Annotated in this window: 21 protein-coding genes; 3 read left to right on the top strand and 18 right to left on the bottom strand. The window is 61.2% G+C overall.

What is annotated here, in order from left to right:
- Nucleotides 1-88 precede the first annotated feature (88 nt).
- The 8 genes from BN1724_RS12255 to BN1724_RS12225 all read right to left on the bottom strand — a co-directional run bounded on the left by BN1724_RS12255 (nucleotide 89) and on the right by BN1724_RS12225 (nucleotide 6,557).
- Nucleotides 89-1,393, bottom strand: a complete 1,305-nt coding sequence (locus BN1724_RS12255) for an MFS transporter (protein ID WP_058235590.1) — start codon at nucleotides 1,391-1,393, stop codon at nucleotides 89-91.
- A gap of 154 nt (nucleotides 1,394-1,547) precedes the next feature.
- Nucleotides 1,548-2,285, bottom strand: coding sequence for an SseB family protein (locus BN1724_RS12250; protein ID WP_058235589.1), 738 nt, complete (start codon nucleotides 2,283-2,285; stop codon nucleotides 1,548-1,550).
- 77 nt (nucleotides 2,286-2,362) lie between these two features.
- Nucleotides 2,363-3,097 (bottom strand): bifunctional 1-(5-phosphoribosyl)-5-((5-phosphoribosylamino)methylideneamino)imidazole-4-carboxamide isomerase/phosphoribosylanthranilate isomerase PriA, encoded by a 735-nt coding sequence (gene priA / locus BN1724_RS12245; protein ID WP_058235588.1) that lies wholly within the window; start codon nucleotides 3,095-3,097, stop codon nucleotides 2,363-2,365.
- 77 nt (nucleotides 3,098-3,174) lie between these two features.
- Nucleotides 3,175-3,339 carry a hypothetical protein gene (locus BN1724_RS13125; RefSeq protein ID WP_172797133.1) on the bottom strand — a complete coding sequence of 55 codons (165 nt, stop codon included), beginning with the start codon at nucleotides 3,337-3,339 and terminating at the stop codon, nucleotides 3,175-3,177.
- Nucleotides 3,321-4,040, bottom strand: coding sequence for an imidazole glycerol phosphate synthase subunit HisH (hisH, locus tag BN1724_RS12240; RefSeq protein ID WP_058235587.1), 720 nt, complete (start codon nucleotides 4,038-4,040; stop codon nucleotides 3,321-3,323). Before hisH ends, BN1724_RS13125 begins: the two co-directional genes overlap by 19 nt.
- The gene (locus tag BN1724_RS12235) at nucleotides 4,037-4,819 is read right to left on the bottom strand and encodes a hypothetical protein (RefSeq protein ID WP_058235586.1); all 783 of its coding nucleotides are present in this window, start codon (nucleotides 4,817-4,819) and stop codon (nucleotides 4,037-4,039) included. Before BN1724_RS12235 ends, hisH begins: the two co-directional genes overlap by 4 nt.
- Nucleotides 4,816-5,520, bottom strand: a complete 705-nt coding sequence (hisB, locus tag BN1724_RS12230; RefSeq protein ID WP_084253047.1) for an imidazoleglycerol-phosphate dehydratase HisB — start codon at nucleotides 5,518-5,520, stop codon at nucleotides 4,816-4,818. The genes BN1724_RS12235 and hisB overlap by 4 nt, the downstream gene beginning before the upstream one ends.
- Nucleotides 5,517-6,557, bottom strand: a complete 1,041-nt coding sequence (locus BN1724_RS12225) for a histidinol-phosphate transaminase (protein ID WP_331709467.1) — start codon at nucleotides 6,555-6,557, stop codon at nucleotides 5,517-5,519. Before BN1724_RS12225 ends, hisB begins: the two co-directional genes overlap by 4 nt.
- A 211-nt stretch (nucleotides 6,558-6,768) precedes the next feature.
- Between BN1724_RS12225 and BN1724_RS12220 the strand changes: the two genes are divergently transcribed.
- Nucleotides 6,769-7,143, top strand: a complete 375-nt coding sequence (locus BN1724_RS12220) for a DUF3054 domain-containing protein (RefSeq protein ID WP_058235585.1) — start codon at nucleotides 6,769-6,771, stop codon at nucleotides 7,141-7,143.
- Between the two features lie 131 nt (nucleotides 7,144-7,274).
- Here the strand turns inward: BN1724_RS12220 and hisD are convergent, their stop codons facing one another.
- A complete protein-coding gene (gene hisD / locus BN1724_RS12215) occupies nucleotides 7,275-8,762 on the bottom strand; it encodes a histidinol dehydrogenase (protein WP_058235584.1) in 1,488 nt (495 codons plus the stop codon).
- 205 nt (nucleotides 8,763-8,967) lie between these two features.
- Between hisD and BN1724_RS12210 the strand changes: the two genes are divergently transcribed.
- The gene (locus BN1724_RS12210; RefSeq protein ID WP_058235583.1) at nucleotides 8,968-9,465 is read left to right on the top strand and encodes a MarR family winged helix-turn-helix transcriptional regulator; all 498 of its coding nucleotides are present in this window, start codon (nucleotides 8,968-8,970) and stop codon (nucleotides 9,463-9,465) included.
- Nucleotides 9,462-11,558, top strand: coding sequence for an MDR family MFS transporter (locus tag BN1724_RS12205; protein ID WP_231928251.1), 2,097 nt, complete (start codon nucleotides 9,462-9,464; stop codon nucleotides 11,556-11,558). The genes BN1724_RS12210 and BN1724_RS12205 overlap by 4 nt, the downstream gene beginning before the upstream one ends.
- Nucleotides 11,559-11,887: 329 nt before the next feature.
- Here BN1724_RS12205 and dnaE read toward each other — a convergent pair whose 3' ends face one another.
- The 9 genes from dnaE to BN1724_RS12160 form a co-directional block, all read right to left on the bottom strand.
- The gene (gene dnaE / locus BN1724_RS12200; protein WP_058235582.1) at nucleotides 11,888-15,439 is read right to left on the bottom strand and encodes a DNA polymerase III subunit alpha; all 3,552 of its coding nucleotides are present in this window, start codon (nucleotides 15,437-15,439) and stop codon (nucleotides 11,888-11,890) included.
- A gap of 217 nt (nucleotides 15,440-15,656) precedes the next feature.
- The gene (locus BN1724_RS12195; protein WP_058235581.1) at nucleotides 15,657-16,583 is read right to left on the bottom strand and encodes an RluA family pseudouridine synthase; all 927 of its coding nucleotides are present in this window, start codon (nucleotides 16,581-16,583) and stop codon (nucleotides 15,657-15,659) included.
- Nucleotides 16,576-17,160, bottom strand: a complete 585-nt coding sequence (lspA, locus tag BN1724_RS12190; protein ID WP_058235580.1) for a signal peptidase II — start codon at nucleotides 17,158-17,160, stop codon at nucleotides 16,576-16,578. Before lspA ends, BN1724_RS12195 begins: the two co-directional genes overlap by 8 nt.
- Nucleotides 17,157-17,840 (bottom strand): DivIVA domain-containing protein, encoded by a 684-nt coding sequence (locus BN1724_RS12185; RefSeq protein WP_058235579.1) that lies wholly within the window; start codon nucleotides 17,838-17,840, stop codon nucleotides 17,157-17,159. The genes lspA and BN1724_RS12185 overlap by 4 nt, the downstream gene beginning before the upstream one ends.
- A 156-nt stretch (nucleotides 17,841-17,996) precedes the next feature.
- The gene (locus tag BN1724_RS12180) at nucleotides 17,997-18,287 is read right to left on the bottom strand and encodes a YggT family protein (RefSeq protein ID WP_058235578.1); all 291 of its coding nucleotides are present in this window, start codon (nucleotides 18,285-18,287) and stop codon (nucleotides 17,997-17,999) included.
- A gap of 9 nt (nucleotides 18,288-18,296) precedes the next feature.
- A complete protein-coding gene (locus BN1724_RS12175) occupies nucleotides 18,297-18,785 on the bottom strand; it encodes a cell division protein SepF (RefSeq protein WP_058235577.1) in 489 nt (162 codons plus the stop codon).
- 208 nt (nucleotides 18,786-18,993) lie between these two features.
- Nucleotides 18,994-19,761: a peptidoglycan editing factor PgeF gene (gene pgeF / locus BN1724_RS12170; protein ID WP_084253046.1), complete on the bottom strand. Its 768-nt coding sequence runs from the start codon at nucleotides 19,759-19,761 to the stop codon at nucleotides 18,994-18,996.
- Nucleotides 19,761-21,059, bottom strand: a complete 1,299-nt coding sequence (ftsZ, locus tag BN1724_RS12165; RefSeq protein ID WP_058235576.1) for a cell division protein FtsZ — start codon at nucleotides 21,057-21,059, stop codon at nucleotides 19,761-19,763. Before ftsZ ends, pgeF begins: the two co-directional genes overlap by 1 nt.
- A gap of 510 nt (nucleotides 21,060-21,569) precedes the next feature.
- Nucleotides 21,570-22,703 carry a hypothetical protein gene (locus BN1724_RS12160; RefSeq protein WP_058235575.1) on the bottom strand — a complete coding sequence of 378 codons (1,134 nt, stop codon included), beginning with the start codon at nucleotides 22,701-22,703 and terminating at the stop codon, nucleotides 21,570-21,572.
- Nucleotides 22,704-23,058 lie beyond the last annotated feature (355 nt).

The raw sequence follows: 23,058 nt of genomic DNA, 5'->3' as shown, positions 1-23,058 counted from the left end.
ACGGCGCATGGATGGGCCTATGCATCAGGTAAGGCACCCGATCCGCGCCCGGCAACATCACACCCGGGCCCAGGACTCGTCCAGTCCACTAGCTCCGCGCTAGCGCAGCCCGAAGCTTCATACGGTGATGACGCGTAGCCAGCAAACCAGCGACCGCGCAGATCACGCCGATCATCCCGGACACGCCGAACCCCCACCCCGGAGACAACGTGTCAATCACGAAACCGATAATGGGGCCACCTACCGCCGCACCGACGGTCATAGCCGAACCGTGCCATCCCATGGCTTCGCCCCGGGCTTCCTCCGGAACTCGCTGAGCAATCGCATCCCCGGTCGAGGCAATAATCGGTGCGCATCCAAGCCCCGCAACCAGAATCAACAGCGCAACCTGCCACACACTATGCGCCCACATAATCGGGATCGTCAGAGCACCCAGAATAAAGAGCACCCACAGAGGTGAGATCGCCGTACGCAAAGCGCCGTATGCCAATCCACCAATTGCCGAGCCCACACACCAGGTAGCGATCACAATCCCAATCAGCACTGTGTTCTTGTCGGGACCGAGAACGGCCACAACAGAGACGTCGGTTGCCGTAATGATCATGCTGCCCACAGCTGTTGCCACTAAAGCTGCGATCCCACCGGGTTGAAGCAACTGACGACGGGCAGTGATGCGACCATCCGGGGTGCGGGCACTCCGGATGTCATGGTCTTCCCTGGCACGCTTTTCGCCCAGTTCACCGTCCGCAGCCAACGCCGCGTTTTCCATCACGTCCAACGGGGCATCCAGTTTTGCAGGGATGGTCATATCGTCACTGCGGGTGGGCGGATTCGCCCACATCAGACCGAGCCCGGCCAGAGCAACCGCAACCCCGACGATCATCATGGACGGACGGGTTCCAATGACCACGGCGACCACCGTAATAGCGGCGGGACCGATCATGTAGACGATCTCGGTGAACACAGAGTCCAGGGCATAGGCACTGCGCCGGAGCGATGCCGGAACCATAATCGCTAGGGCAACCCGGATCACCGACCAGATCGGCACATTGAACAGACCACCGACTAAAGCCAGCGGTAGCAGCAACCAATACCCCACATGCGGGGCCACCAGCCACACCACAGCTTCCACGATGACCGAGGGCAGCAGTGCCCGGCGCAGCCCGTATTTATCGACGAGCCGGCCACGCCACGGCGATGAAATTGCTGACCCCAACGTCGAGGCGGTCACAATCAAGCCTGCCGCAAAATAAGTCTCGCCCAGAGTCGTCACGGTATGCAGGGTCAGCAATAACCCCATCGTCGAAAATGGGATGCGAGCAATGAAACCAAGGATGAGGAGAGAAGCTGCGCCCGGGCGGTGAAGCACCTGGCGGTACTGGGAAAGGGCCACCAGTCGATTGTGGCCGATTCACAGGCACACGTCGAGTAGGCGACACATCACCTCTGGTCTCGCAACGGCGCACCACCTCTCGCGACCTCACGTGCCGCGACGCGGCACCTTCACTCACCGGATCACATATCGAAGCGCACCACCGCGCATCCCCTCAGATATCGCGACGCCGCAATACGATCCGCAAAGAACTCACGCGTTCCGCGACAGCCTGGGACACAGCTAAAGCACTTTCCACTCCGGCGACGACATCTTGCAGCTCTTGCTCGTCGAGACCGTCAATCAAATGGAGCGCAATATCAACCTCACGCCGCTGTCCCGGTCCCGCACTCACCGCGCAAATACGTGAATCCTGCTGCGGTAACGTTTGGAGCACGGCCATCACGTCGGGATCTTCCCAGGGCGGGATCCATGCGCGGCCCTGCGCTAATGCCCACAGAACTCCCCGACCAAGAACTAGCGGACGTGCACGCGCAGCATCCACCACTAACACGGTGCACTCTTCCGCAACAGCCGCTTGCGCTGCTTGTTCAATAACCATGGGGACCGGGCGGGCTTGCGGGTTCCAGGCTGTCATCGCGGATACGCAGGTGAAGACGGGCAGGGCCAGGGTGCCATCGGGACCAGATAGCGTAACCATCGACATCTCGGCGGCGTTGTCGGCTCGGTGCCCGTCAGCCGTAACTTCTTCCTCGGTGCTGACTGCGAGCACGGGCACCAACACTCGCTGACCAGCCAGAGTCTGCACCACCCCGACGGCAGCCTCATCGTCACCTGCATCAAAGCGCGCAAGTGCCTCGGCGACCTGAGGGTTTATCTCCCCACGATCACCCGCGAAGGGATTTGTGACATGCCCGCGCCCAGCCCACGGAGTCCCCGCGGTATCGGTCATGGGGTCCTTAGTGCGGAAATGTTCTGGCAAGCCTGCACCTCGCCCGCTGGAACCAGGGAGGGAACGATCCGCGGCGGTCATGGCCGACCCGCCACCTCAAAGGCTTCATCCAGCGTAAATGCGCCCGCATACAAGGCTTTACCGACGATGCTGCCTTCGACACCTGCCGGAACGAGGGTGCGCAAAGCAGCGAGGTCCTCGAGGTTGGAGACTCCACCCGATGCGATCACCGGGGCGGAGGTGGCCTCGCATACCTGCCGCAGAAGCTCCAGGTTCGGGCCGGTAAGGGTGCCATCGCGCTGAACATCCGTGACGACGTAGCGTGCGCAGCCAGCGGCATCGAGCCGGGCGAGAGTCTCCCACAGATCGCCTCCGTCGCGAGTCCATCCTCGTGCGGCCAGGGTGGTTCCGCGCACGTCCAAGCCGACCGCGATTTTGTCGCCGTGCTCAGCGATGACCCTCTCTGTCCACTCGGGGTTTTCAAGGGCTGCGGTGCCGAGGTTGACCCGGCGGCACCCCGTGGCGAGCGCGCGGGCAAGTGAGTCGTCGTCGCGAATTCCGCCGGATAACTCAACGTCCATGGACACCGACGCCACGACTTCTGCAAGCAGATCAGCGTTGCTGCCCCGTCCGAATGCGGCGTCGAGATCCACTAAATGCAGCCACCGGGCTCCCGCTCGCTCAAACACTCGGGCAGCATCCAGCGGCGCCCCGTACCTGGTCTCAGACCCGGCTTCGCCTTGCACAAGGCGAACGGCCTGTCCGTCGGCGACATCGACGGCGGGAAGGAGGTCGAGAATCGGGGTGGTCATACTGTTTTCCTTTGATTATCGGGGGAATTACGCACGGGTGGGTGCCAAGGCCTCAGCGGGGTGGGAGAGGGTACGGGTTACACCGGTTCGGTGACAATGCGCCAGAGCCCGGCACCTGCGGTGATCAGCCCTAAAACGAGCAGCACCGCAATGGACCACCACGGCTTTTTCTGTCGGAAGAACGACCAGGATCCGCCGATCAGAATGCAACCCATAGCCAGACTCAGGTATCCGTACAGCATGTGGCGTCTCCTTCACCGGGTTTACGAATGCCACCGCGCTGGGGCAGGGTGGCTAGCCAGTTGCGCAGCAAACGACCTCCCGCGGCTCCAGACTTTTCGGGATGAAATTGGGTGGCGCTGAGCGGGCCGTTTTCAATCGCCGCCAAAAATCGGTCATTGCCGTGCTGCGACCAGGTCAGGTGCGGGGCGGGGAACGGGCCGTAGGTGTCGAGGTCCAGGCTATGGGCCGCATAGGAATGGACGAAGTAAAAACGCTGGTCCTCAATGCCCTGGAATAGCCGGGATCCCGGCGGCACGTCCACGGTGTTCCATCCCATATGGGGGACGACTGGTGCGTTTAGACGGGTGATCGCGCCGGGCCATTGTCCGAGGCCTTCGCTGCGTACGCCGTGTTCTTCTCCGGAGGTGAACAAAACTTGCATGCCTACGCAGATGCCGAGTACCGGGAGTCCTCCAGCTAATCGACGGTCGATGAGGGCGGGGGCACCGGCTTTTCGCAGCTGGCTCATACATGCCGCGAAGGCGCCAACGCCCGGTACCACCAGTCCGTCGGCGGCCATGACCGTGTCGGGGTCAGCGGTCAGTTCCACGGTTGCGCCCTGGGCGGCGAGCGCACGCACTACTGAACGAACATTGCCGGAACCGTAATCCAGCACCACTACGTGCAATGATGCCGTCTGTGCGCCGTTGACCCCGGTCATTCCCGTCTCCGCCCGGCTGAGGCGATCCACGCCAGAGCCTGCATTTTTCCAATTGAGAAGGGGTCGATTGCGTCATCGCGGTCGTCCACCGTTGCGACGCCGAGCAGGAAATCTTCCACGAGGTCATCGCAGGCACCGAGTACTAGGGCAGGTGGCACGTCATCCCCGCGTTCTCCCCCGTGGTATCGGGTCGCGGTCATCTGATCACCGCGCCGCCAGAAAAGAGCGACGGGAACACGGACTAAAACGCGCGAGATCAGTTCACCGACGCGGTGCGCGGTGGATTCGTCGAGGGATGCCACGGCGATAGCCCCTGATGGGCAGGGGATGACGCGCAGCGATTCCGGTAGCGCGGCGTCCGGGTCTTTCCCACCGGCATCGCGTCTGATTCGGAGCAGGCCCGCGAGCCCTTTGGCTGAGGCGATCGGGGTCACGATCACGGCCATCGGCGGAGTTTTGTTTGCGTCACCGGCGGCGAGAATATCGTCAACGGTCAGCTCACTGTCGGGGCTGATGAGCTGCGCATCCTCGGCGGGGGTGCCAGCACCTGGATCGTTCAGGTCAGCGCGCGTGCCACTCGGTTCAGCCTGTGTGCCGCTTAGCTCTGTATCAGCGGCATCAGTCGGGGAGGTGGCAGCGTCGTCGGTTGCGGATGTGTTGGCATCATCTGCCAAGGTTCCAAAGCCGGCCCCTTGCATGAGCCGGGCGAACTCAGCGTCAATATCGTGATCGCCGTCGCGCCCCGGTGTCCGAGGGTCCTGTGGCGTGCCTTCATTCATAGCAATCCCTTCGTAGAGGGGATGTCCCCCACCCGATCATCGTGTTCGCAGGCGGTGCGCAGTGCCCGTGCGAGGGCTTTGAACTGCGCCTCGACGATATGGTGCGGATCTCTTCCGGCGAGCACGCGCATATGTAGGCAGATCGCTGCGTGGTGAGCGAAGGATTCCAGCACGTGACGGGTCAGAGAACCGGTGAAGTGTCCACCGATGAGATGGTATTCCTGGCCAGCGGGTTCACCGCTGTGAACGCAGTAGGGCCTGCCGGACACGTCCACCACGCAGTGGGCCAGTGCTTCATCGAGCGGGACACAGGCATCGGCGAATCGGCGGATTCCGCGTTTATCTCCGAGGGCTTGGCGCAATGCTTGCCCGAGCACGATTGCGGTGTCTTCAACGGTGTGGTGAACGTCGATATGGGTGTCGCCGTGGGCTTGGATGCGCAGGTCGAACCGTCCGTGAGTGCCGAGCGCAGTCAGCATGTGGTCGTAGAACGCAACGCCGGTTTGGATATCGCAGTGTCCGCTTCCGTCAATTGTGAGGTCAACGATGACGCTGGATTCTGATGTGGTGCGTTCGATTCGGGCGCGGCGCGGTTGAGGCTGCCCCGGTTCAGGTGCACTGTTGTGGGATTCGGATAGCGCCTGGGTCGTGGCGTGGCTCTTTGCGGGGTGTGATGCGGCCGCGTCAGAGGTAGTGGTCATCGCGGATCAATCTCCTTCAAAGCGGCTTTAAATGCCTGATTGTCGTGCGGGGTTCCCACCGATACGCGGAGCCAGCCGTCGGGTCCGGTTTCACGAATCAGCACGGAGCGTTCCAGCAGACCTTCCCATACCGCTCGGCGATCAGCAAAGGTTCCCACGAGCAGGAAGTTGGCGTCGGAGGGAGCGACGTCGTATCCGCGGTGACGCAGATGCTCTGCAAGCTGGTCGCGTTCGGTCCGCAATATCTCGACGTGGCCAAGCAATTCATCCGCGTGGGCAAGTGCGGTCAGAGCTACGGTTTGGGTAATCGCCGACAGGTGATAGGGCAGGCGAACCAGTTCCACCGCCTGCACAATGGCCGGGTGCGCTACTAGATATCCAACTCGGGCGCCGGCAAACGCAAAGGCTTTGGACATTGTGCGCGATACCACGAGGTTGGGATGGTCATCTATGACGCTGAGCGCACTTTTCACGCCGTCACGTCGAAATTCTGCATACGCTTCGTCCACGATGACCAGGCCCCCGTGCGCGGATTGGGCGTGTGCTGCTGCCCGCACACTGTCTAGGTCCAGCGCTGTTCCGGTCGGGTTATTTGGACTGGTCAACAGCAGTAACGCGGGTCGGTGCCGTTGGATGGCGGCGACGATTCGGTTGGCGTCTAGCTCGAACTTGGGTGCGGGTCCTCGGTCTTCTGCCACCCAGGTGGTCAGGCTGGTGCGGGCGTATTCGCTGTACATCGAGTAGTGCGGCGAGAACGAGAGCGCGGTGCGGCCCGGACCGCCGAAGGCCTGGAAGAGATGCTGCATCACTTCGTTGGAGCCGTTCGCGGCCCACACTGTGTCGGCGGGAGGCGGCGAGATCTGCGACTCGCGCGCAAGATAGTCACTCAGCGCGGTCCGCAGGGTCATGAAGTCCCGGTCGGGGTAGCGGTTTAGCTCAACGGCGGCTGTGCGCACTGCCGTGGCGAGGTCGTCCGCGAGGGCCGCGGATGGGGGGAAGGGATTTTCGTTGACGTTGAGTGCGTGTCGAACCCGCAACTGGGGGCCCCGTAGGCGTGGAGGCCCACCAAGTCGTCGCGCACCGGTGCGGTGAAGCTGGTGTGCGTCGGAACTGTGGTGGATCCCGGTGAGGGCGAGGTGGTTGCACTCATAAACTCCATGGTAAAGGTCCTGGCTCGTGGGGTGTTCTGGTGTTCAGGGTAGGTGTTACCGCACCGTGAGGTGGGCGATCTGGCGTAGGGTGTGGGGCGTGAAACTCCCGGCCCTGGCTCTTGCTCTCGACATCATCCTGGTGGTGGTGTTTGCCACTATCGGCCGTGCCCAGCACGGTGAACCTTTGTCGATGTCCCTGGTCCTTTTGACCGCGTGGCCGTTCTTGGCGGCGCTGTTACTCGGCCACCTTGCGTTGCGCTCTTGGCATCACCCGGTGCGGATATGGCCGCACGGTGTTCTTCTGTGGGCGATCACGGTGGTGGGGGCGATGGCGTTGCGAACGCTGATCGGTTTGGGGACGGCAACCGGTTTCGTGGTGGTCACCTCGATCACTCTGGCGATCTTCCTGCTGGGGTGGCGTCTTATTGCCCTGCTGGTGATGCGCCGGTCCCGGGCGAACGCGGCTTCTTAACAACGCGGTTTTGGCTGCGCGGCGGCGTGTAGCCTCAGCGGGGCGTTTTAGTCGCGCGGTGGCGGTTTAGTCTCGGGGCGGCTTTTATTATTCGTCGCCTCGTCAGCGCCTAACCGCCAATGATCACACTGTCAGCCTTTGCTGGGTGAGCTTTCATCCTCCAACCGGATGGTGACCGCGCGGCCATGGGCGGGAAGGTCTTCTGCCGTGGAGAGGGTGAGGACTGCTTCACGGGAGGCAGCCAGCGCTTCTTTGCTGTATTCGACCACGTGGATTCCGCGCAGGAAGGTCTGTACGCCGAGTCCTCCGCTGTGTCGTGAGGTTCCTCCGGTGGGCAGCACGTGGTTGGAACCAGCTGCGTAATCACCGAGGCTGACCGGCGCATAGGGGCCCACGAAAATAGCTCCCGCATTGGTGACGCGGCTAGCCACCTCGGCGGCGTTGCGGGTCATGATTTCGAGGTGTTCAGCACCGTATGCATCGACGACGGCGAGGCCTTGGTCGATATCGTCCACCATGACGACACCTGACTGGGGTCCGCGGAGCGCTTCGTCGATGCGGCTGTGGTGGCGGGCTTGCGGCACCTGGATCGCGAGCTGTTTTTCGACGGCGGTCAAGAGTTCGTCGCTGTCGGTCACGAGCACACTGCCGGCGAGCACATCGTGTTCGGCCTGGGAGATGAGGTCGGCTGCAACGGCGGTGGGATCGGCGCTGTCATCGGCGAGGATAGCTATTTCGGTGGGCCCAGCTTCGGCATCGATTCCGACCGTGCCGTTGACGAGGCGTTTTGCTGCTGCAACGTAGACGTTACCGGGGCCGGTGACCAGGTCCACGGGGTCAACCTGGTCGGTCGCATATAGCGAGTCTGCCGCATCCACCGGGGCCGTCGCGTTTACGGGGCCTGCCGCGTTTACTGGGGCTGTCGTATCCATGGCATCGGCGGCACCGGCGGGGTCGGTCCCATTTATTGGGGCATCGGGATCGGCGAAACCTGCGGTGCGTCCGGTGGAGCCGTAGGCGAAGAGCGCGATGGCTTGGGCTCCGCCTGCGGCGTAGACCTCGTCAATGCCTAGGAGTGCGCAGGCCGCTAAGACGGTGGGGTGTGGCAGGCCGCCGTGTTCCTTTTGCGGCGGGGAGGCCAGGGCGAGCTGTTTAACTCCGGCGACGAGGGCTGGGACGGCGTTCATGACGACACTGCTGGGCAGCACCGCGCGTCCGCCGGGAACGTAGAGTCCGACTCGGCGCACCGGCACCCATCGTTGGCGTACGACTCCGCCGGGGATCACCTCGACCACGTCGTCCTGGCGTCGTTGCTGGGAGTCCACGGCTTTGACGCGTTCGATTGCGGTCATGAGGGCTTGGCGCACGGCGGGATCGAGGTTTCGTTCTGCCTCGGCTATGGCTTCTTGGGGTACCCGCAACGAGGGTGGGCGTACTCCGTCTAGTCGTTGTGACCAGTCGCTCACGGCCACCGCTCCCCTGGCGGCGACGTCCTGGACGATCTCGCGCACGGCGGGCGTGACGGAATGAACATCGACGGCAGGGCGTGGTACGAGGGTAAGGAGTTCACGGACCGTGAGTTGGCGTCCGCGCACGTCATGGCGTCGAAGATAGGTCATAGCTCTAGTTTAGGCGCCGAGTTGGGAGGGTGTCGGGTCGGCGATCACCCCGCGAGATAGCCAGGTAGCCGACATAAGCCCCCAACAAATAGTTGCATGCACCAACCAATTATTGCATGATGGTGATGTCACAACGACACACCGCAAATGCGGCACAAAGTTGCCTCATCGGCTACAACTGGACATAGTGGGAAGGACTTAGGGCATGGGTGAGATCTCTGACGCCTCGCAGGTCGGGCATCAACTCCTCCGAATGGCCCGCCTCATGTCCGCCGTCAAACACAGGTTCGTCGAATCCGGCGCAGCCTCCGACCAAACCCACTACCCCATCCTGTTCGCCCTGAACAACGGTCCCAAACGGCTGACAACTCTGGCGGACATCACCCACACCGACATCTCGACAGTCTGTCGCCATGTCGCGAGGCTCGAAACTGACGGCCTCGTCCAAAAAGTCCGCGACCCGGACGACCACCGAGCCAGGCTTCTCGATCTCACCGAGGACGGCCGCCACCTGCTCAGTACCTGGACCTTGCGCCGCGAACGCCTTTTGAACCACCTGATGGGCGGATGGCCCGAGGCCGATATCGCGCAGTTAGCATCCCTGCTGGGACGACTAGCCGACGGCCTCACCGATAGCCTCCCCCACCTTCCCGAAATCGTCCTCGCCAGCGAGGACACGCATCACCAGACGGAGAACGTATGAGCACGACTATGACGAGTACCAGGCCCTCCCCCAAAGATCCTCCGAACACCGCGCCCGGCGAATTAAGCCACCGGCAGGTTCTCACGATCCTTGTTGGGTTACTACTCGGAATGTTTCTGGCCTCGCTGGACCAGACCATCGTCACCACGGCGATCCGAACCATCGCCGACGACCTCCACGGGCTCGATATTCAGGCGTGGGTTACCACCGCCTACCTCATCACCTCCACCATCGCCACCCCGCTGTATGGGAAACTGAGCGACATTTACGGTCGCAAAGGATTCTTCCTCTTCGCCATCGCGGTCTTCATCGTCGGCTCGCTGTTGTGCACCATTGCGAGCTCCATGTACATGCTCGCCGCATTCCGCGCCATCCAAGGTATTGGCGCCGGTGGCCTCTTCTCGCTCGCCCTGGCAATCATCGGCGACATCGTCGCACCTCGTGAACGCGCCAAATACCAGGGGTACTTCCTCGCCGTCTTCGGCACCTCCAGCGTGCTCGGACCGGTCATCGGCGGCTTCTTCGCCGGACAATCCTCAATCCTTGGGGTCACCGGCTGGCGCTGGGTCTTCCTGGTCAATGTGCCAATCGGCATCCTCGCCCTCATCGTGGTCAGCCGCACCCTACGCCTGCACCATGTCCGCCAGCAGCGCACAATTGACTGGTGGGGCGCTGCCTCCATCATCATCGCTCTGGTTCCGCTCTTGGTCGTAGCCGAGCAAGGACGCACCTGGGGCTGGGACTCCACCCGTTCCATCGCCGCATTCGTGATCGGCGGTATCGGCATCATCCTGTTCATCCTCTCCGAATGGAGGGCCGGAGAAAACGCTCTGATTCCTCTGCGCCTGTTCCGCTTGCGCTCCATCAGCGTCACCATCGTCGCCTCTCTGATCATCGGTTTCGCCATGTTCGGCGCAATGACCATGCTGCCGCTGTACTTCCAGATCGTGCACGGCGCCGACCCCATGGATTCCGGCCTGATGATGCTGCCGATGGTGGTCGGAATGATGTTCTCCTCGATCATCTCCGGTCAGCTGATTTCAAAGACCGGCGCGATCCGCATCTTCCCGCTCATTGGCACCCTGCTGCTGACGACCGGACTGGTGCTACTGTCCACGATCACCGCTGACACCCAGCTCTGGCATGTTCTGCTGATGACCCCGATCATCGGTCTTGGCCTGGGCCTTTGTATGCAGCCGTTGACCCTGATTGTGCAGTCGGTAGCTGCACCCCAGGAAATTGGGGTCGCCACCAGCTCGGCAACCTTCTTCCGTCAGATGGGCGGCACCGCCGGTGTGGCAGTCTTCCTCTCGGTTCTGTTCTCCACCGTTGCCGGGTCTATGAAAGATGCCCTGGTCACTGCGGCCCACACCCCGTCGTTCAGCCAGGCTCTCCGCCAGGTTGCGACCGACACCAATCTGCGCACCACCGATCCATCCCAGTGGGATATCGTTCAGGCCCTGCTCGACCCCGCCCACCATGCCAGTGGACTGGACGCGATCAGCAAGGACTCGGCAGTTCTCACCCGGATGCCCGCGGCCCTCGCCCACCCCTTCGAGGTTGGGTTCGCCACCTCCATGGACCACGTGTTCTTCGTAGCCGCCGGGGTGGCCCTGATCGGGTTCATTGTGCTGCTGTTCCTGCCGAAGATCGAACTGCGCACCACCTCGGCTGCCGCAGCTTTGCGTGAGCAGACCGAGCCGATCGGCGAAGGACTCGCGGCCCTGGCCACTGCGGAGCCGGTCAATCGCACCGTTCACGCGCACCGCGCTGATACCCGAGGGTTTGGACGCCATTCCTCATCTCACCCTGAGCCCTCGCACCCTGACGGCACGCATCCTGACGGGTCACATCCCGATCACTCGCACCCGAAAACGGCCTCCGGCCCCATAGCTCGCGTTGAGGGCGCTGAGCTTCAGGGCGCAACCGTTCAGGCAGGCAGCCCCGATCTCGCATCCGCTGGACAGCATGCAAACGGGGACAACAGCGTGGTCAGTGACCATCCCATCTCCGAGTCGTCGGCATCGGATACCTTGCCTCGGCACCGGCAGACCCACCGCCGGGAGACTCAACGAGGTCAGCACGACGATTAGTCGGCCACGACTTCGTCGATGGTTGATCCGACCTGAGGCCCACGCGATGACCTGCTGAGGTGTGGACGGCGCTGAGGTGCCGACACGCTGGCGCAGTGACAGTGACAGTGACAGTGACAGTGACAGTGACAGTGACAGGCTGACACGGCGGCGCAGCAATACGGCAACACGCACGAACATGCCGCAGCGGCGCACATCGCAGTAAACCTTGGCGCGGTTCGCTCACCTAGAGCGGACCGCGCTACGCGTATAACCTGCCGGTGCACGTTTCGAGCTGTGACTGCCTGCCTCAGCCGATAGCTCATCCCACTACCCGCCCCGTTACCGCTTTAGCCGAGGCAAGCTGGCCCGAGTAACGCCTTCAACGATGCATACAGCGCCGCGGAGGGCTGCACAGACAGTCTGTTGTCCAGTTGCATAACGGTGGTTCGGCCCGGTTCCGTGAGCTTCATCCGCACCTCGCTCATCCCCGGGTGCACACTCAAAATGTTTCTCAATTCATCGGCAAGCTTTTCGGTGCAGCGCATCGCCGGGACCGTAATCACCACAGGCCCTTCCGATCCACCGGTGATCTCCGGGATGGTCATCTCCATCACCCGCATCTCGGCCATGCCTTTAGACAGGTCGATCCGGCCCTTCATCGAGACGATGAGATCTTCGGCTAGTTCCGTAGCAACGGTTTGATAGGTCGATGGAAACAGCAGGCAGTCAACCGTTCCTTCGAGGTCTTCCACCGTGGCAATCGCCCACATATTGCCAGTTTTCGTGGTCTTGCGCTGAAGCCCGGTGATCAGACCAGCGATGGTGACCATGGCGCCGTCCGAGACCGCTTCAGGATCGGACAGCTTGGAAATCGAGCAGGACGAGTTCTGCGCGATCACATGTTCAAGCCCGGATAGCGGATGGTCTGACACATACAGGCCGAGCATGGTGCGTTCAAACGCGAGTTTTTCTTTCCGGTCCCATTCCGGTACCTCCGGGTAGGGACGATCTTCCAACTCGGAACTGGCATCGGTTCCGGCATCCAAGGCTCCGCCGAACAGATCAAACTGACCGTGGCTCTCCATCTTCTTCACGCCCACGTACTCATCCACAGCCATTTCATGGTGCAGCGTGAGCGTGCGGCGGTTTTCCCCCAGAGAGTCGAAAGCCCCGCCCTTAATGAGGGACTCGACGGTGCGTTTATTGCACACCACCAGTGGAACTTTCTTCAAGAAGTCCCTAAACGAGGTGAACGCTCCTTTCTCTTCCCGAGCCTGGATAATCGCGTCGACCACGTTGGCGCCCACGTTACGAATAGCCGATAGACCAAAGCGAATATCCGCCCCCACCGCGGAAAAGTGCATGCCGGACTCATTGACATCCGGAGGCAGCACGGTAATCCCAAGATGGCGGCACTCACCGAGGTACAGTCCCAACCGGTCGCGATTTTCCTGGGTCGACGTGAGCAGGGCCGCCATGTATTCGGTCGGGAAGTTTGCCTTCAGGTATGCGGTCCAGTAGGACACCAGGCCGTACGCGGCAGAGTGCGACTTATTGAACGCATAGTCAGAGAACGGAACCAGGATCTCCCACAGCGTATTCACGCACGCATCGGAGAACCCGTTGTCGAGCATTCCCTGCCGGAACCCAGCGAACTGCTTATCCAGTTCCGCCTTTTTCTTCTTGCCCATCGCGCGGCGAAGAATATCTGCCTGTCCGAGGCTGAATCCCGCCACCTTCTGCGCAATCTGCATTACCTGCTCTTGGTACACAATCAACCCGTAGGTGGTGCCAAGAATCTCTGCCAGCGGCTCTTCCAGCTCGGGGTGAATCGGGGTGATCTCCTGCAAGCCGTTCTTGCGCAGCGCATAGTTAGTGTGAGAGTTCGCGCCCATCGGACCAGGACGATACAGAGCGCTGACAGCCGAGATGTCCTCGAAGTTGTCTGGCTTCATCTGCCGCAGCAGCGTCCGCATTCCGCTACCGTCCAGCTGGAACACACCCAAGGTGTCCCCGCGTGAAAGCAGTTCGTAAGATGCCGGATCGTCGGTGCCGAGAGTCTCTAAGTCCGGCGGGGTTTTCCCGTTGGTTTGAATATTCTCCAGGGCATCGGAAATGACGGTCAGGTTACGAAGCCCCAGGAAGTCCATTTTCAGCAGACCGAGGGTTTCGCAGGTCGAGTATTCAAACTGGGTGATGATCTGACCGTCCGAGGGACGCCGCATAATCGGAATAACATCCGTCAGCGGAACACTGGACATGATCACACCACAGGCGTGCACGCCCCATCCTCGAGTCAGCCCCTCAACCCCTTTGGCAATCTCCACAACCTTCTGGACATCCGGATCCTCGGCGTGCAGTTTGCGAAATTCCTCGGCCTCCGCGTAGCGCTTATGAGCGGTGTCAAAAATCCCGTTGATCGGAATGTCTTTGCCCATGACCGACGGCGGCAGCGCCTTAGTGATTTTATCGCCCAACGCATACGGGTACCCCAGCACTCGGGCCGCATCTTTCAACGAGTTCTTCGTTTTCATGACGCCGTACGTAATGAGCTGGGCGACCCGGTCATCTCCGTACTTCTTCGTCACGTATTCCAGCACCTCACCGCGACGACGATCGTCGAAGTCAACGTCGAAGTCCGGCATGGAAATACGGTCGGGATTCAGGAACCTCTCGAACAGCAACCCGTGGTCGATCGGGTTCAAGTCGGTAATACGCATGGCATAGGCGACCATGGACCCTGCCCCAGATCCGCGACCGGGGCCCACGCGAATGTCGTGGTCCTTCGCCCAGTTAATGAAGTCCGCCACCACCAGGAAGTATCCGGGAAAGCCCATCTGGGTAATCACGGACACCTCGAAATTCGCCCGTTCTTGCACCTCATCCGGGATGCCCTGCGGGAATCTATATTCGAGGCCCCGCTGCACCTCTTTAATAAACCAGGAATGCTCGTCTTCCCCGGGTGGACAGGGAAACACCGGCATAAAGTTCGCACCGTCAGAGGTGGTTGTGAAGTGCACGTCGCACATTTCGGCGACTTTCAGCGTGTTGTCGCAAGCCTCCGGCAGTTCTTTGAACAGGGTCCGCATTTCCTGTGCGGACTTCAGGTAGTAGCCAGACCCGTCGAACTTAAACCGCCCCGGAGCATCGAAGGTCGAGCCGGAGTTGATGCACAGCATGGCGTCCTGGATTGGTGCGTCGCCCTCGGTCACGTAGTGAAGGTCGTTGGTCGCGATAAGGGGTGCGCCGATGGTCTTGGATAGTTCCAGCAGCTGTTTGGTAACCCGAGTTTCGATCTCTAGGCCGTGATCCATCAGCTCAACGAAGTAGTTTTCCTTACCGAATATGTCCTGGTAGTCAGCCGCGGCTTTGACCGCCTCATCCCACTGCCCCAGACGTAGACGAGTCTGCACCTCCCCCGAGGGGCAGCCCGTGGAGGCGATCAGCCCCGGGGCAAATTTCGCGAGGATTTCCCGGTCCATCCGGGGCCACTTGCCCATCTGTCCGTCGAGGGATGCCGCCGATGCGAGCCGGAACAGATTGTGCATGCCTTCGGTGGTGCGCGACAGCAGGGTGAGGTGGGTGTAGGCACCCCGCGCAGAGACGTCATCGCCCGCCGCTTGCTGTTCTTTGGTTCCCCACTGCACGCGCGTACGGTCGTGCCGAGAAGTACCCGGGGTCACATAGGCTTCCACGCCGATAATTGGTTTAATGCCCGCCGCTTTGGCCGTGTTGTAGAACTCGTAGGCGCCAAAGACATATCCGTGGTCGGTGATCGCTATCGAGCGTTGACCCTGCTTGGACGCTTCCGCGATGAGCTTGTCGATCTTGGCGGCTCCATCCAGGAGCGAGTAGTCGGTGTGGACATGCAGATGGACAAAGTCTGATGCGGCGGCCATGCGGTACAGCCTAGCGAGCTTGAATCTCTCGCGGGCACGGCGGGAGGGTCGCACCAATCACGCCTGGGTCCCGTCGGCCTGACCTGGAAGCCATCGGCGCGAGTTGACATCCGGCGCCGGTGATCGGCTGGGCACTTAAGCACCGCGCAGTTTTCCGCCAGGCTGCACAGTTTCTCACTAGACAGTGCAGTTTCTCCCCAAACAGCCCGGCTTCTCACTAAACAGCGCGCAGCTTCTCCAAAGCGATGCGCAGATCCTCCGGATACGCCGAGGTGTAGGTCACCATCCGGCGCGAGGTGGGGTGTTCAAAAGACAGGTCCTTTGCATGCAACCATTGCCGGATCAATCCCAGACGGTCGGCCAGTGTCGGATCACTTCCGTACAGAGGGTCACCGACCAGCGGATGACGCATAGCCGACATGTGGACCCGAATCTGGTGGGTTCGACCCGTCTCAAGATGTATCTCAAGCAATGACGCAGCGCGAAACATTTCCAGCACTTCGTAATGCGTGATAGACGGCTTTCCATTGCGCATGACAGCGTATTTGTAGTCATGGTTGGGGCTGCGGCCTATCGGGGCGTCGATCGTGCCTGAGAGCGGGTCAGGATGGCCTTGGCATACGGCGTGGTACGTCTTGGAGACGGTTCGTTTGCGGAAGGCATCCTTCAGCACCGAGTACGCGATTTCTGATTTCGCGACAACCATCAGGCCGCTGGTGCCCACGTCCAGGCGTTGCACGATGCCCTGACGCTCACTGGCTCCCGAGGTGGCCACACCCACACCGATTGCGGCCAGATGCCCAAGCACGGTGGGGCCGGTCCAACCGACGCTGGGGTGCGCTGCCACTCCAACGGGTTTATCCACCACCACGATGTCGTCGTCTTCGTGGACGATTCCCATCCCTTCAACCACTTCGGCCCGCACCATGGGGCCGGGGCGCTCCGCAGGGATTTCGACGGCTAGCAGTGCCCCGGCGGTGAGGCGTTCTGATCTGGCGGGACACTTTCCATCAAGCAGAACATCGCCCTGTTCCACCATGTCAGCAACCCGTGAGCGCGACATGCCCAGAAGGCGCGAGAGTCCCACATCCACTCTCTCCCCAGCCAGCCCATCGGGGACATACAACATTCGCGAATCAGTCATGCGGTGACTCCTCCGCCTGCGGCGACGGGCTGTGGCGGTGGGGGTTAGACGGGCCTATCCCGATCAGGCTGAACACAACAATCGAGATGGCGGCGAACACAACAGACATGTCGGCGACATTAAAGACCGGCCAGTGAGGCAGTTGCAGGAAGTCCACGACGTGCCCTCGACCAAAACCTGGAGGACGCAAAAGGCGGTCGTAAAGGTTGCCGCAGGCACCGCCCAGAAGCAGACCCAGTGCAATGGCCCACCCGGTGGAACGCACTTTGGCGATTAAGAACCACACCGCGATCAACGAAATGAGCACCTGCACGAGTGTGACCACGGGGGTGGCGTTCGCACCCAGGCTCCACGCTGCCCCCGAATTAAACAGCAGGGTGAAGTTCAAGATTCCGGGTATGACGGGATAGGGCTCGAGCTCAGCGAGGTGGGTCAGAGCTAACGACTTCGTCCATTGGTCGATCAGCAGCACAAACACTGCGACCATAACTGCCGGAAGAATGCAACGTAATACGACGCGGCGGACGCCGAACGAGGTGCGCTCGGAATCCGCCGCGTCGGGCGATTTCTGGGTCACAGGCCGAAGGTCGCCTGCTTGTCCTGGGTCTCGCTGGTCTCGAGGTCGCGCAGCTGGCTCTCGAGGTAGTTGCGCAGCCGGTTGCGGTAGTCGCGCTCGAAGGTGCGAAGCTGCTCGATGCTCTTCTCCAGCCCGATCTTGCGCTGTTCAAGCTGCTCGAGCGTGGCGCGAGACTTCTCTTCCGCTTCGCCGATGATCCGACGGTGCTCGATCCGAGCCTCGGCAATGAGGCGATCGCGCTCGTCCTCGCCGTTCTTGACGTACTCGTCGTGCAGACGCTGAGCCAGGGCAATGATGCCGGTGGCAGACCGGTCGGCGCCATCTGCGCCCATCTGAGCGATGGCGGAGGTCGTGTCGCTGGGTACCGGTGCCTCGTCGCGTGCAGCTGGAGCCTTCGGGGTTTCTTCGACAGCGGCGGTGACCGCCGGCTCCTCGACAGGGCGGAACTCGGGGCGAACCTCAGCTCCCACGGGAGCGTCGATCCGGGACTCGAGTTCAGCGATGCGCTGCTTCGCCAGTTCGAGGTCCTTGGTCAGACGATCGTTTTCGTCGATGAGCTCCTGGAGGCGAGGCATGACGTCGTTATCGAGGTACTCATCGACCTCGTCCATGTCGTAGCCTTCGGTGAAACGCACCGGGGTGAACCGCTTATTCAGCAGGTCCTCGGGCATCAGGGCCATGGGGTCACCTTCTCGTGGATCGGATCATGACTGGCCGTCCTTATGGACGGTACTTGGCCGTCCTTATGGACGGTACATAGATCAGCGTAGTCGAAATGTCGGCGCAGCTGAAACAGTTCTCGGAACACAACCTAGCCAGCTGGTTATCTTTGCTGGTCATGACACCAACGCTCCGAGAATAGAAAGGATCACGGAGCACAGGATCAGCACGATAAAGAGGCCTAGATCCAGCGCAATGCCCCCAAACCGGAGCGGCGGAATTAAGCGCCTGGCCAGGGAAACCGGCGGATCGGTCACGGTGTAGACCACCTCAAACAGGATCAGCACTAATCCACGCGGCCTAAAGTCCCGGGCATAGGCCTGAATCCATTCCAGAACCAACCTCGTGATGAGCGCAATCATGTAGAGCAGCACCGCCAAATATGCGATGCCTACAATCAGCTGCATGGTGTCTGATCAGCTCTGGTTGTAGAAGCTGCTCTCCTCGCCACTGCCATCGCCCTCAATCTGGACGTGTTCTGGCGAGAGGAGGAAAACTTTGTTGGTGACACGCTCAATAGCGCCGCGCAACCCGAACACCAGACCCGCAGAGAAGTCCACCATCCGCTTCGCGTCGGCGTCATCCATATCGGACAGGTTCATAATCACCGGCACGCCGTCCCTAAAGGACTCGCCAATCGCTTTGGCGTCGTTATACGAGCGCGGATGGATTGTAGTGATGCGCTGCATAGCTGTGTCGTGGATGCTGGCCATCTGGACCGGCGCTATATTCTGTCGATTCCGGATTGGCGTCACGTGTGCCTCCCGCTCCTCCTGGTCGTGTCGGACCTCCTGGGCCCTTGGAGAGACCGCATGCGGCTCACTGGTTTGAGGCTGCTCGTAGTACCTGTCGTCGTCCTCGGCCAAACCGAGGTAAACCATCGTCTTGCGCAGTGCGCCGGCCATTGTGAGGTCTCCCTGTTCGTCGTTACATCGGACGCGTCGTTGACTTGGGGAAGCACGGGAGTGCAGTACGGTCCTTGTCCAGAACGTACCTGACCACGAGCCCTACCGCACATTTTCACCCGGCGTGTCGCCAGCTCTGTTGGGAATTTCGCGAACAGATCATCCGATCGGGACAAACTGGGACGCCTTTGTGCCCATATACCGGTACTCATCGCACCGCGACCCCTGCGAAGCGGCCAGTCCGTCCGTCTCTGCGGTAGGAGAAAAACCTGTCATCTTCCATCGTGCAGGGGTGGGCCATATCGATGCTCTCAGCGCTCAGCCCGAGGGACCGAAGAACAGAGCGGGCTCCGGCGCGAAGGTCCAGAGCCGGAGTGTTCCACGAGGTTTCAGCCCAACACTCCGGCAGGATCTGGCAGGCCATCTCGCGCATATCGGCTGGCACTTCGTAGCATCGTCCGCATACAGACGGCCCGACGGCGGCCACCATGGCAACCGGGTCTGCTCCGTAGGCCTGCATGGCTGCGACACAGGCTTGCAGCACACCGGCGAGTAGTCCGGGGCGCCCAGCGTGCGCTACCCCGATCACTCCGTTCACGTCATCGCGCATGATCACGGGAACACAGTCGGCCACCATCACCGCAATCGCGATATCGCGCCGCTGGGTCACTATCGCATCAGCGTGGACCGGGGGCCTGGCGAGTAGGTCTGGAAGGTTAATGTCCTCGGGCACGGTGTAGACATCAGCTGAATGCACTTGGTCAACAAACAGCACCGGCTTCTGGCAGAACATCCGCAGCCGATCCCGGTTCACCTTCACCTGATCTGGCTGATCACCCACATGGAAGGCCAGATTCGCGCTATCAAACGGCGTGCAGGAGACGCCACCGTATCGGGTGGTGAAGAAACTGCGGGTCGGGTCTCCCGGAGCGTGGCCGAGATGAGCGGGACGAATACCCCGGGAGACCTCGGCCATCACTTGAGGAAATCGGGGATGTCGAGATCGTCGTCTCGTCCGCGGCGGGGTTCGTCAATGTGGGGTACGCGCGGCGGGGCAACCGGTGCCGGATCCGCCTGCTGGTTGTCCGTCTCGAATGCCTCACCCTCGGCAGGCACCGCGTTGACCGGCTGCGTCTCCCCTGCGGGAGCCGCGGGGGCGGGCTGAGAGGGATGGAACGTCTGCTGAGCAGCACCCCACTGCGTGGCAGCTGGACGGTCTTCGTGACGGCCAGCGGGAGACACAGGCGCTGGAGCGGACACCTGGGGTGTCGTCTGGGCAGGCTGTGCACGGGTGGGGAGCACCCGCACCTCTTCGCGCCGGGTCGGACCTCCGGCCTCGAATCCGGCGGCGATCACAGTCACTCGCACCTCGTCTCCAAGGGCGTCGTCGATCACCGCACCGAAAATGATGTTGGCATCGGGGTGAGCAGCTTCCTGCACCAGACGTGCCGCCTCGGATACCTCGTACAGGCCGAGATCACTGCCGCCCTGGATGGACAGCAGCACGCCGTAAGCGCCGTCGATGCTGGCTTCCAGCAGCGGGCTGGACACGGCAAGTTCAGCGGCCTGCAGCGCACGGTCGTCTCCGCGCGAGGAACCGATCCCCATCAGGGCGCTTCCTGCGCCCTGCATCACGGACTTCACGTCGGCGAAGTCGAGGTTGATCAGGCCGGGGGTCGTGATCAGATCGGTTATGCCCTGAACACCAGACAAGAGCACCTGGTCAGCGCTCTTGAAGGCGTCCAGCATGGAAACCTGCTTGTCGGCGATTGACAGCAAACGATCGTTCGGGATCACGATGAGGGTGTCGACCTCAGACTGCAGGGCGGCGATGCCCGATTCAGCCTGGGTGGAACGGCGGCGACCTTCAAAGGTGAAGGGCCGGGTGACTACGCCGATAGTCAGAGCGCCGAGGCTGCGGGCGATCTTGGCTACCACGGGGGCGCCACCGGTGCCGGTTCCTCCGCCCTCACCTGCGGTAACGAACACCATGTCGGCGCCGCGGAGGACCTCTTCGATTTCCTCGGCGTGGTCCTCTGCGGCTTTGCGCCCAACTTCTGGGTCGGCGCCTGCGCCCAGCCCTCGAGTGATTTCCTTACCAACGTCGAGCTTCACGTCGGCGTCCGACATCAGAAGAGCCTGTGCATCGGTGTTAATAGCGATGAACTCGACGCCTTTCAAACCGGACTCAATCATTCGGTTTACAGCGTTGACACCACCGCCACCGATGCCGACAACCTTGATGACTGCGAGGTAGTTCTGGGCTCCTGCCACGGCGCTTTCCTTGCTCTTCGACGTATTCATACTGATGAGGGGCTGGAATGCCATCCGCCTCAAACCCTAAACCTCGACTTGAGGTTCATAGTTTAGTGCGCTCATCTCTTCTTTTGACGCTAGGGCGGGCATCATGCAGGTGCAACAACCTACGCCCCTCGCGTGTCGCAACAATCACGAGACCCAATCCAGAAATAATCCAAGGTACCGCAACCAACACCTTGCACCCTTGCACCCTTGCACCCTTGCACCCTTGCACCAAATGTAATCATTACATGGCTTCTTCTGCAGGGGACGGGCTAACGTGAGCCGGTCACCAGGACACTGACAGCGGCTTTGATGTGGTACCCATTCAGGCATGCGACCCGCCAGCGGCGAACCACGGCTACGGATGGGTCACCAGGGCGGTCGGCGAGGATACGAGTCAGCGTATTCTTGCCGTTCCCAGACACCCTGCGATGATCACCCAGCAGGCAGACGCCGTGGTCGACGCCTCCTGTGGGAGGCCAGCTATGGGCGAGCTCGGGGGCCCAAGAGCAGTCCGATGAGAGCCCCCACGTGGGCGTTGGTGTCAGTAGTGGTGACGTTGATTCTGTGAGCAGACGCGGCAGCCCTAGCGTATTCTTCGCGTTGTCGTTGAGCTTGCTCGAGCACCATTGCGCGAGTCTCATCGGAGGCACCGCTTAGGTCATCACCTGCCAGACGGGCATAATCACCAGCGTTCCGAGCCGCTATGCGTTCGACGAGCACCTCATGGGATGCATCCAGATACACCAGCATTGTTTGATTGTCTTCTAAAGTCGCGATCAGGTTCCACGATAGATTGCCGTTGACTATGGTGCAGGTAGCGCCAGCTTTCCTGAAATTCTGCGCAATGGATACGACGGCGAGACAAATCAGCCGATCACGAATCACCTCATCGGCGTGGATGAATCCGAGCTGATCTGCATCCAAGTATCCGGTCGGCTCACCTCGGTTGACACAGTTCTCAAATAAGCCCCAGGAGATCGTAGACTTGCCCACCGCTCGCGGTCCATAAATGACGACGAGGTCACTGCTACCCATTGCACCACGCCGCAGACATGACTCGGGCCCAGTAGCGGGTCGCAGAGCAATGAGCCCTTCGACGTCTTTCCCGGCCTCTGCGGGAGTCGTGGAAGTGGTATCTACTCTCGCGATGTGGCGCATGCCGCGCCATGCGCGAGCTTCGGCGATCACCAGGTCAACCAGCTGCTCCGGCCAGTCCCGCTCTCGAATACGACAGCGGAGTCTAGCGTCGTCAGCATCGACTAGACACCAAGTCACATTAGCTCTGCCACTGATCCCGGCCTCAAGGAACGACATCTGCTCAGGGTCGATGACACCTGACACAATCAAGGCCTGTGTTCCAAGTTCACGGTGGATATCGACGAGCGTGCCGAAATTCATTATGGCTAGCGCGAAAGACTCTCCAGAGCCCGGAGCAAATATCTTCAGCTGATCGATGTCTACATACGCAACCTGCTCATTTGCATGCTTTATGAACAACTCCCAAGCAACTGTCGACTTGCCCGCTCCCGGGGCCCCGCAGAGCCATAGCACAGGAAGCGAATCATGGGCGAGATCTGGCAGCTTAGAAGTCTGTCCAGTCTGCTCAATCGTCATAAAGACTCCTTGGAAGAACTAGGGAAGGCGTTCTGCGACGAAGACGTACATACAGTGCCAAATCGAAATACGAACCGGGACGAGGCAGAGCATTACGAACAGTCAGGCTGTCCAGGGCTCGTCCGCGCCTCCTGAGCTGCCACGATTCCAGGGTCCACCACCAAAACGTCTCGGGCAAGGGAGATCCCTCCGGGGTTTCTAGACGAGATCGGTACAGGCCATCACGGTTCAGCGGCTAGCTGCATTAGGCCCGGTACGGAGCAACTTTGCGCCGGCCAAGCGCGGGATAGGACGCCACAGCCGTCGCGAAGAGAGCGCCACCTTCCAATCAAAGTCACATCGTGTCCCTCGCCAG

It is taken from the genome of Devriesea agamarum (assembly GCF_900070355.1).
In the GTDB taxonomy this organism is placed as follows: Bacteria; Actinomycetota; Actinomycetes; order Actinomycetales; family Dermabacteraceae; genus Devriesea; species Devriesea agamarum.
The sequence above is the reverse complement of the archived record's forward strand: the minus strand, read 5'-3'. Positions and strand labels throughout refer to the sequence as shown.

What these genes read in the sequence shown, in the direction of transcription:
- BN1724_RS12250 (WP_058235589.1), bottom strand. Translation starts at nt 2,285, where the DNA reads ATGACCGATACCGCGGGGACTCCGTGGGCTGGGCGCGGGCATGTCACA.
- priA (WP_058235588.1), bottom strand. Translation starts at nt 3,097, where the DNA reads ATGACCACCCCGATTCTCGACCTCCTTCCCGCCGTCGATGTCGCCGAC.
- BN1724_RS13125 (WP_172797133.1), bottom strand. Translation starts at nt 3,339, where the DNA reads ATGCTGTACGGATACCTGAGTCTGGCTATGGGTTGCATTCTGATCGGC.
- hisH (WP_058235587.1), bottom strand. Translation starts at nt 4,040, where the DNA reads ATGACCGGGGTCAACGGCGCACAGACGGCATCATTGCACGTAGTGGTG.
- BN1724_RS12235 (WP_058235586.1), bottom strand. Translation starts at nt 4,819, where the DNA reads ATGAATGAAGGCACGCCACAGGACCCTCGGACACCGGGGCGCGACGGC.
- hisB (WP_084253047.1), bottom strand. Translation starts at nt 5,520, where the DNA reads ATGACCACTACCTCTGACGCGGCCGCATCACACCCCGCAAAGAGCCAC.
- hisD (WP_058235584.1), bottom strand. Translation starts at nt 8,762, where the DNA reads ATGACCTATCTTCGACGCCATGACGTGCGCGGACGCCAACTCACGGTC.
- BN1724_RS12210 (WP_058235583.1), top strand. Translation starts at nt 8,968, where the DNA reads ATGGGTGAGATCTCTGACGCCTCGCAGGTCGGGCATCAACTCCTCCGA.
- BN1724_RS12205 (WP_231928251.1), top strand. Translation starts at nt 9,462, where the DNA reads ATGAGCACGACTATGACGAGTACCAGGCCCTCCCCCAAAGATCCTCCG.
- dnaE (WP_058235582.1), bottom strand. Translation starts at nt 15,439, where the DNA reads ATGGCCGCCGCATCAGACTTTGTCCATCTGCATGTCCACACCGACTAC.
- BN1724_RS12195 (WP_058235581.1), bottom strand. Translation starts at nt 16,583, where the DNA reads ATGACTGATTCGCGAATGTTGTATGTCCCCGATGGGCTGGCTGGGGAG.
- BN1724_RS12185 (WP_058235579.1), bottom strand. Translation starts at nt 17,840, where the DNA reads ATGGCCCTGATGCCCGAGGACCTGCTGAATAAGCGGTTCACCCCGGTG.
- BN1724_RS12180 (WP_058235578.1), bottom strand. Translation starts at nt 18,287, where the DNA reads ATGCAGCTGATTGTAGGCATCGCATATTTGGCGGTGCTGCTCTACATG.
- BN1724_RS12175 (WP_058235577.1), bottom strand. Translation starts at nt 18,785, where the DNA reads ATGGCCGGCGCACTGCGCAAGACGATGGTTTACCTCGGTTTGGCCGAG.
- pgeF (WP_084253046.1), bottom strand. Translation starts at nt 19,761, where the DNA reads ATGGCCGAGGTCTCCCGGGGTATTCGTCCCGCTCATCTCGGCCACGCT.
- BN1724_RS12160 (WP_058235575.1), bottom strand. Translation starts at nt 22,703, where the DNA reads ATGACGATTGAGCAGACTGGACAGACTTCTAAGCTGCCAGATCTCGCC.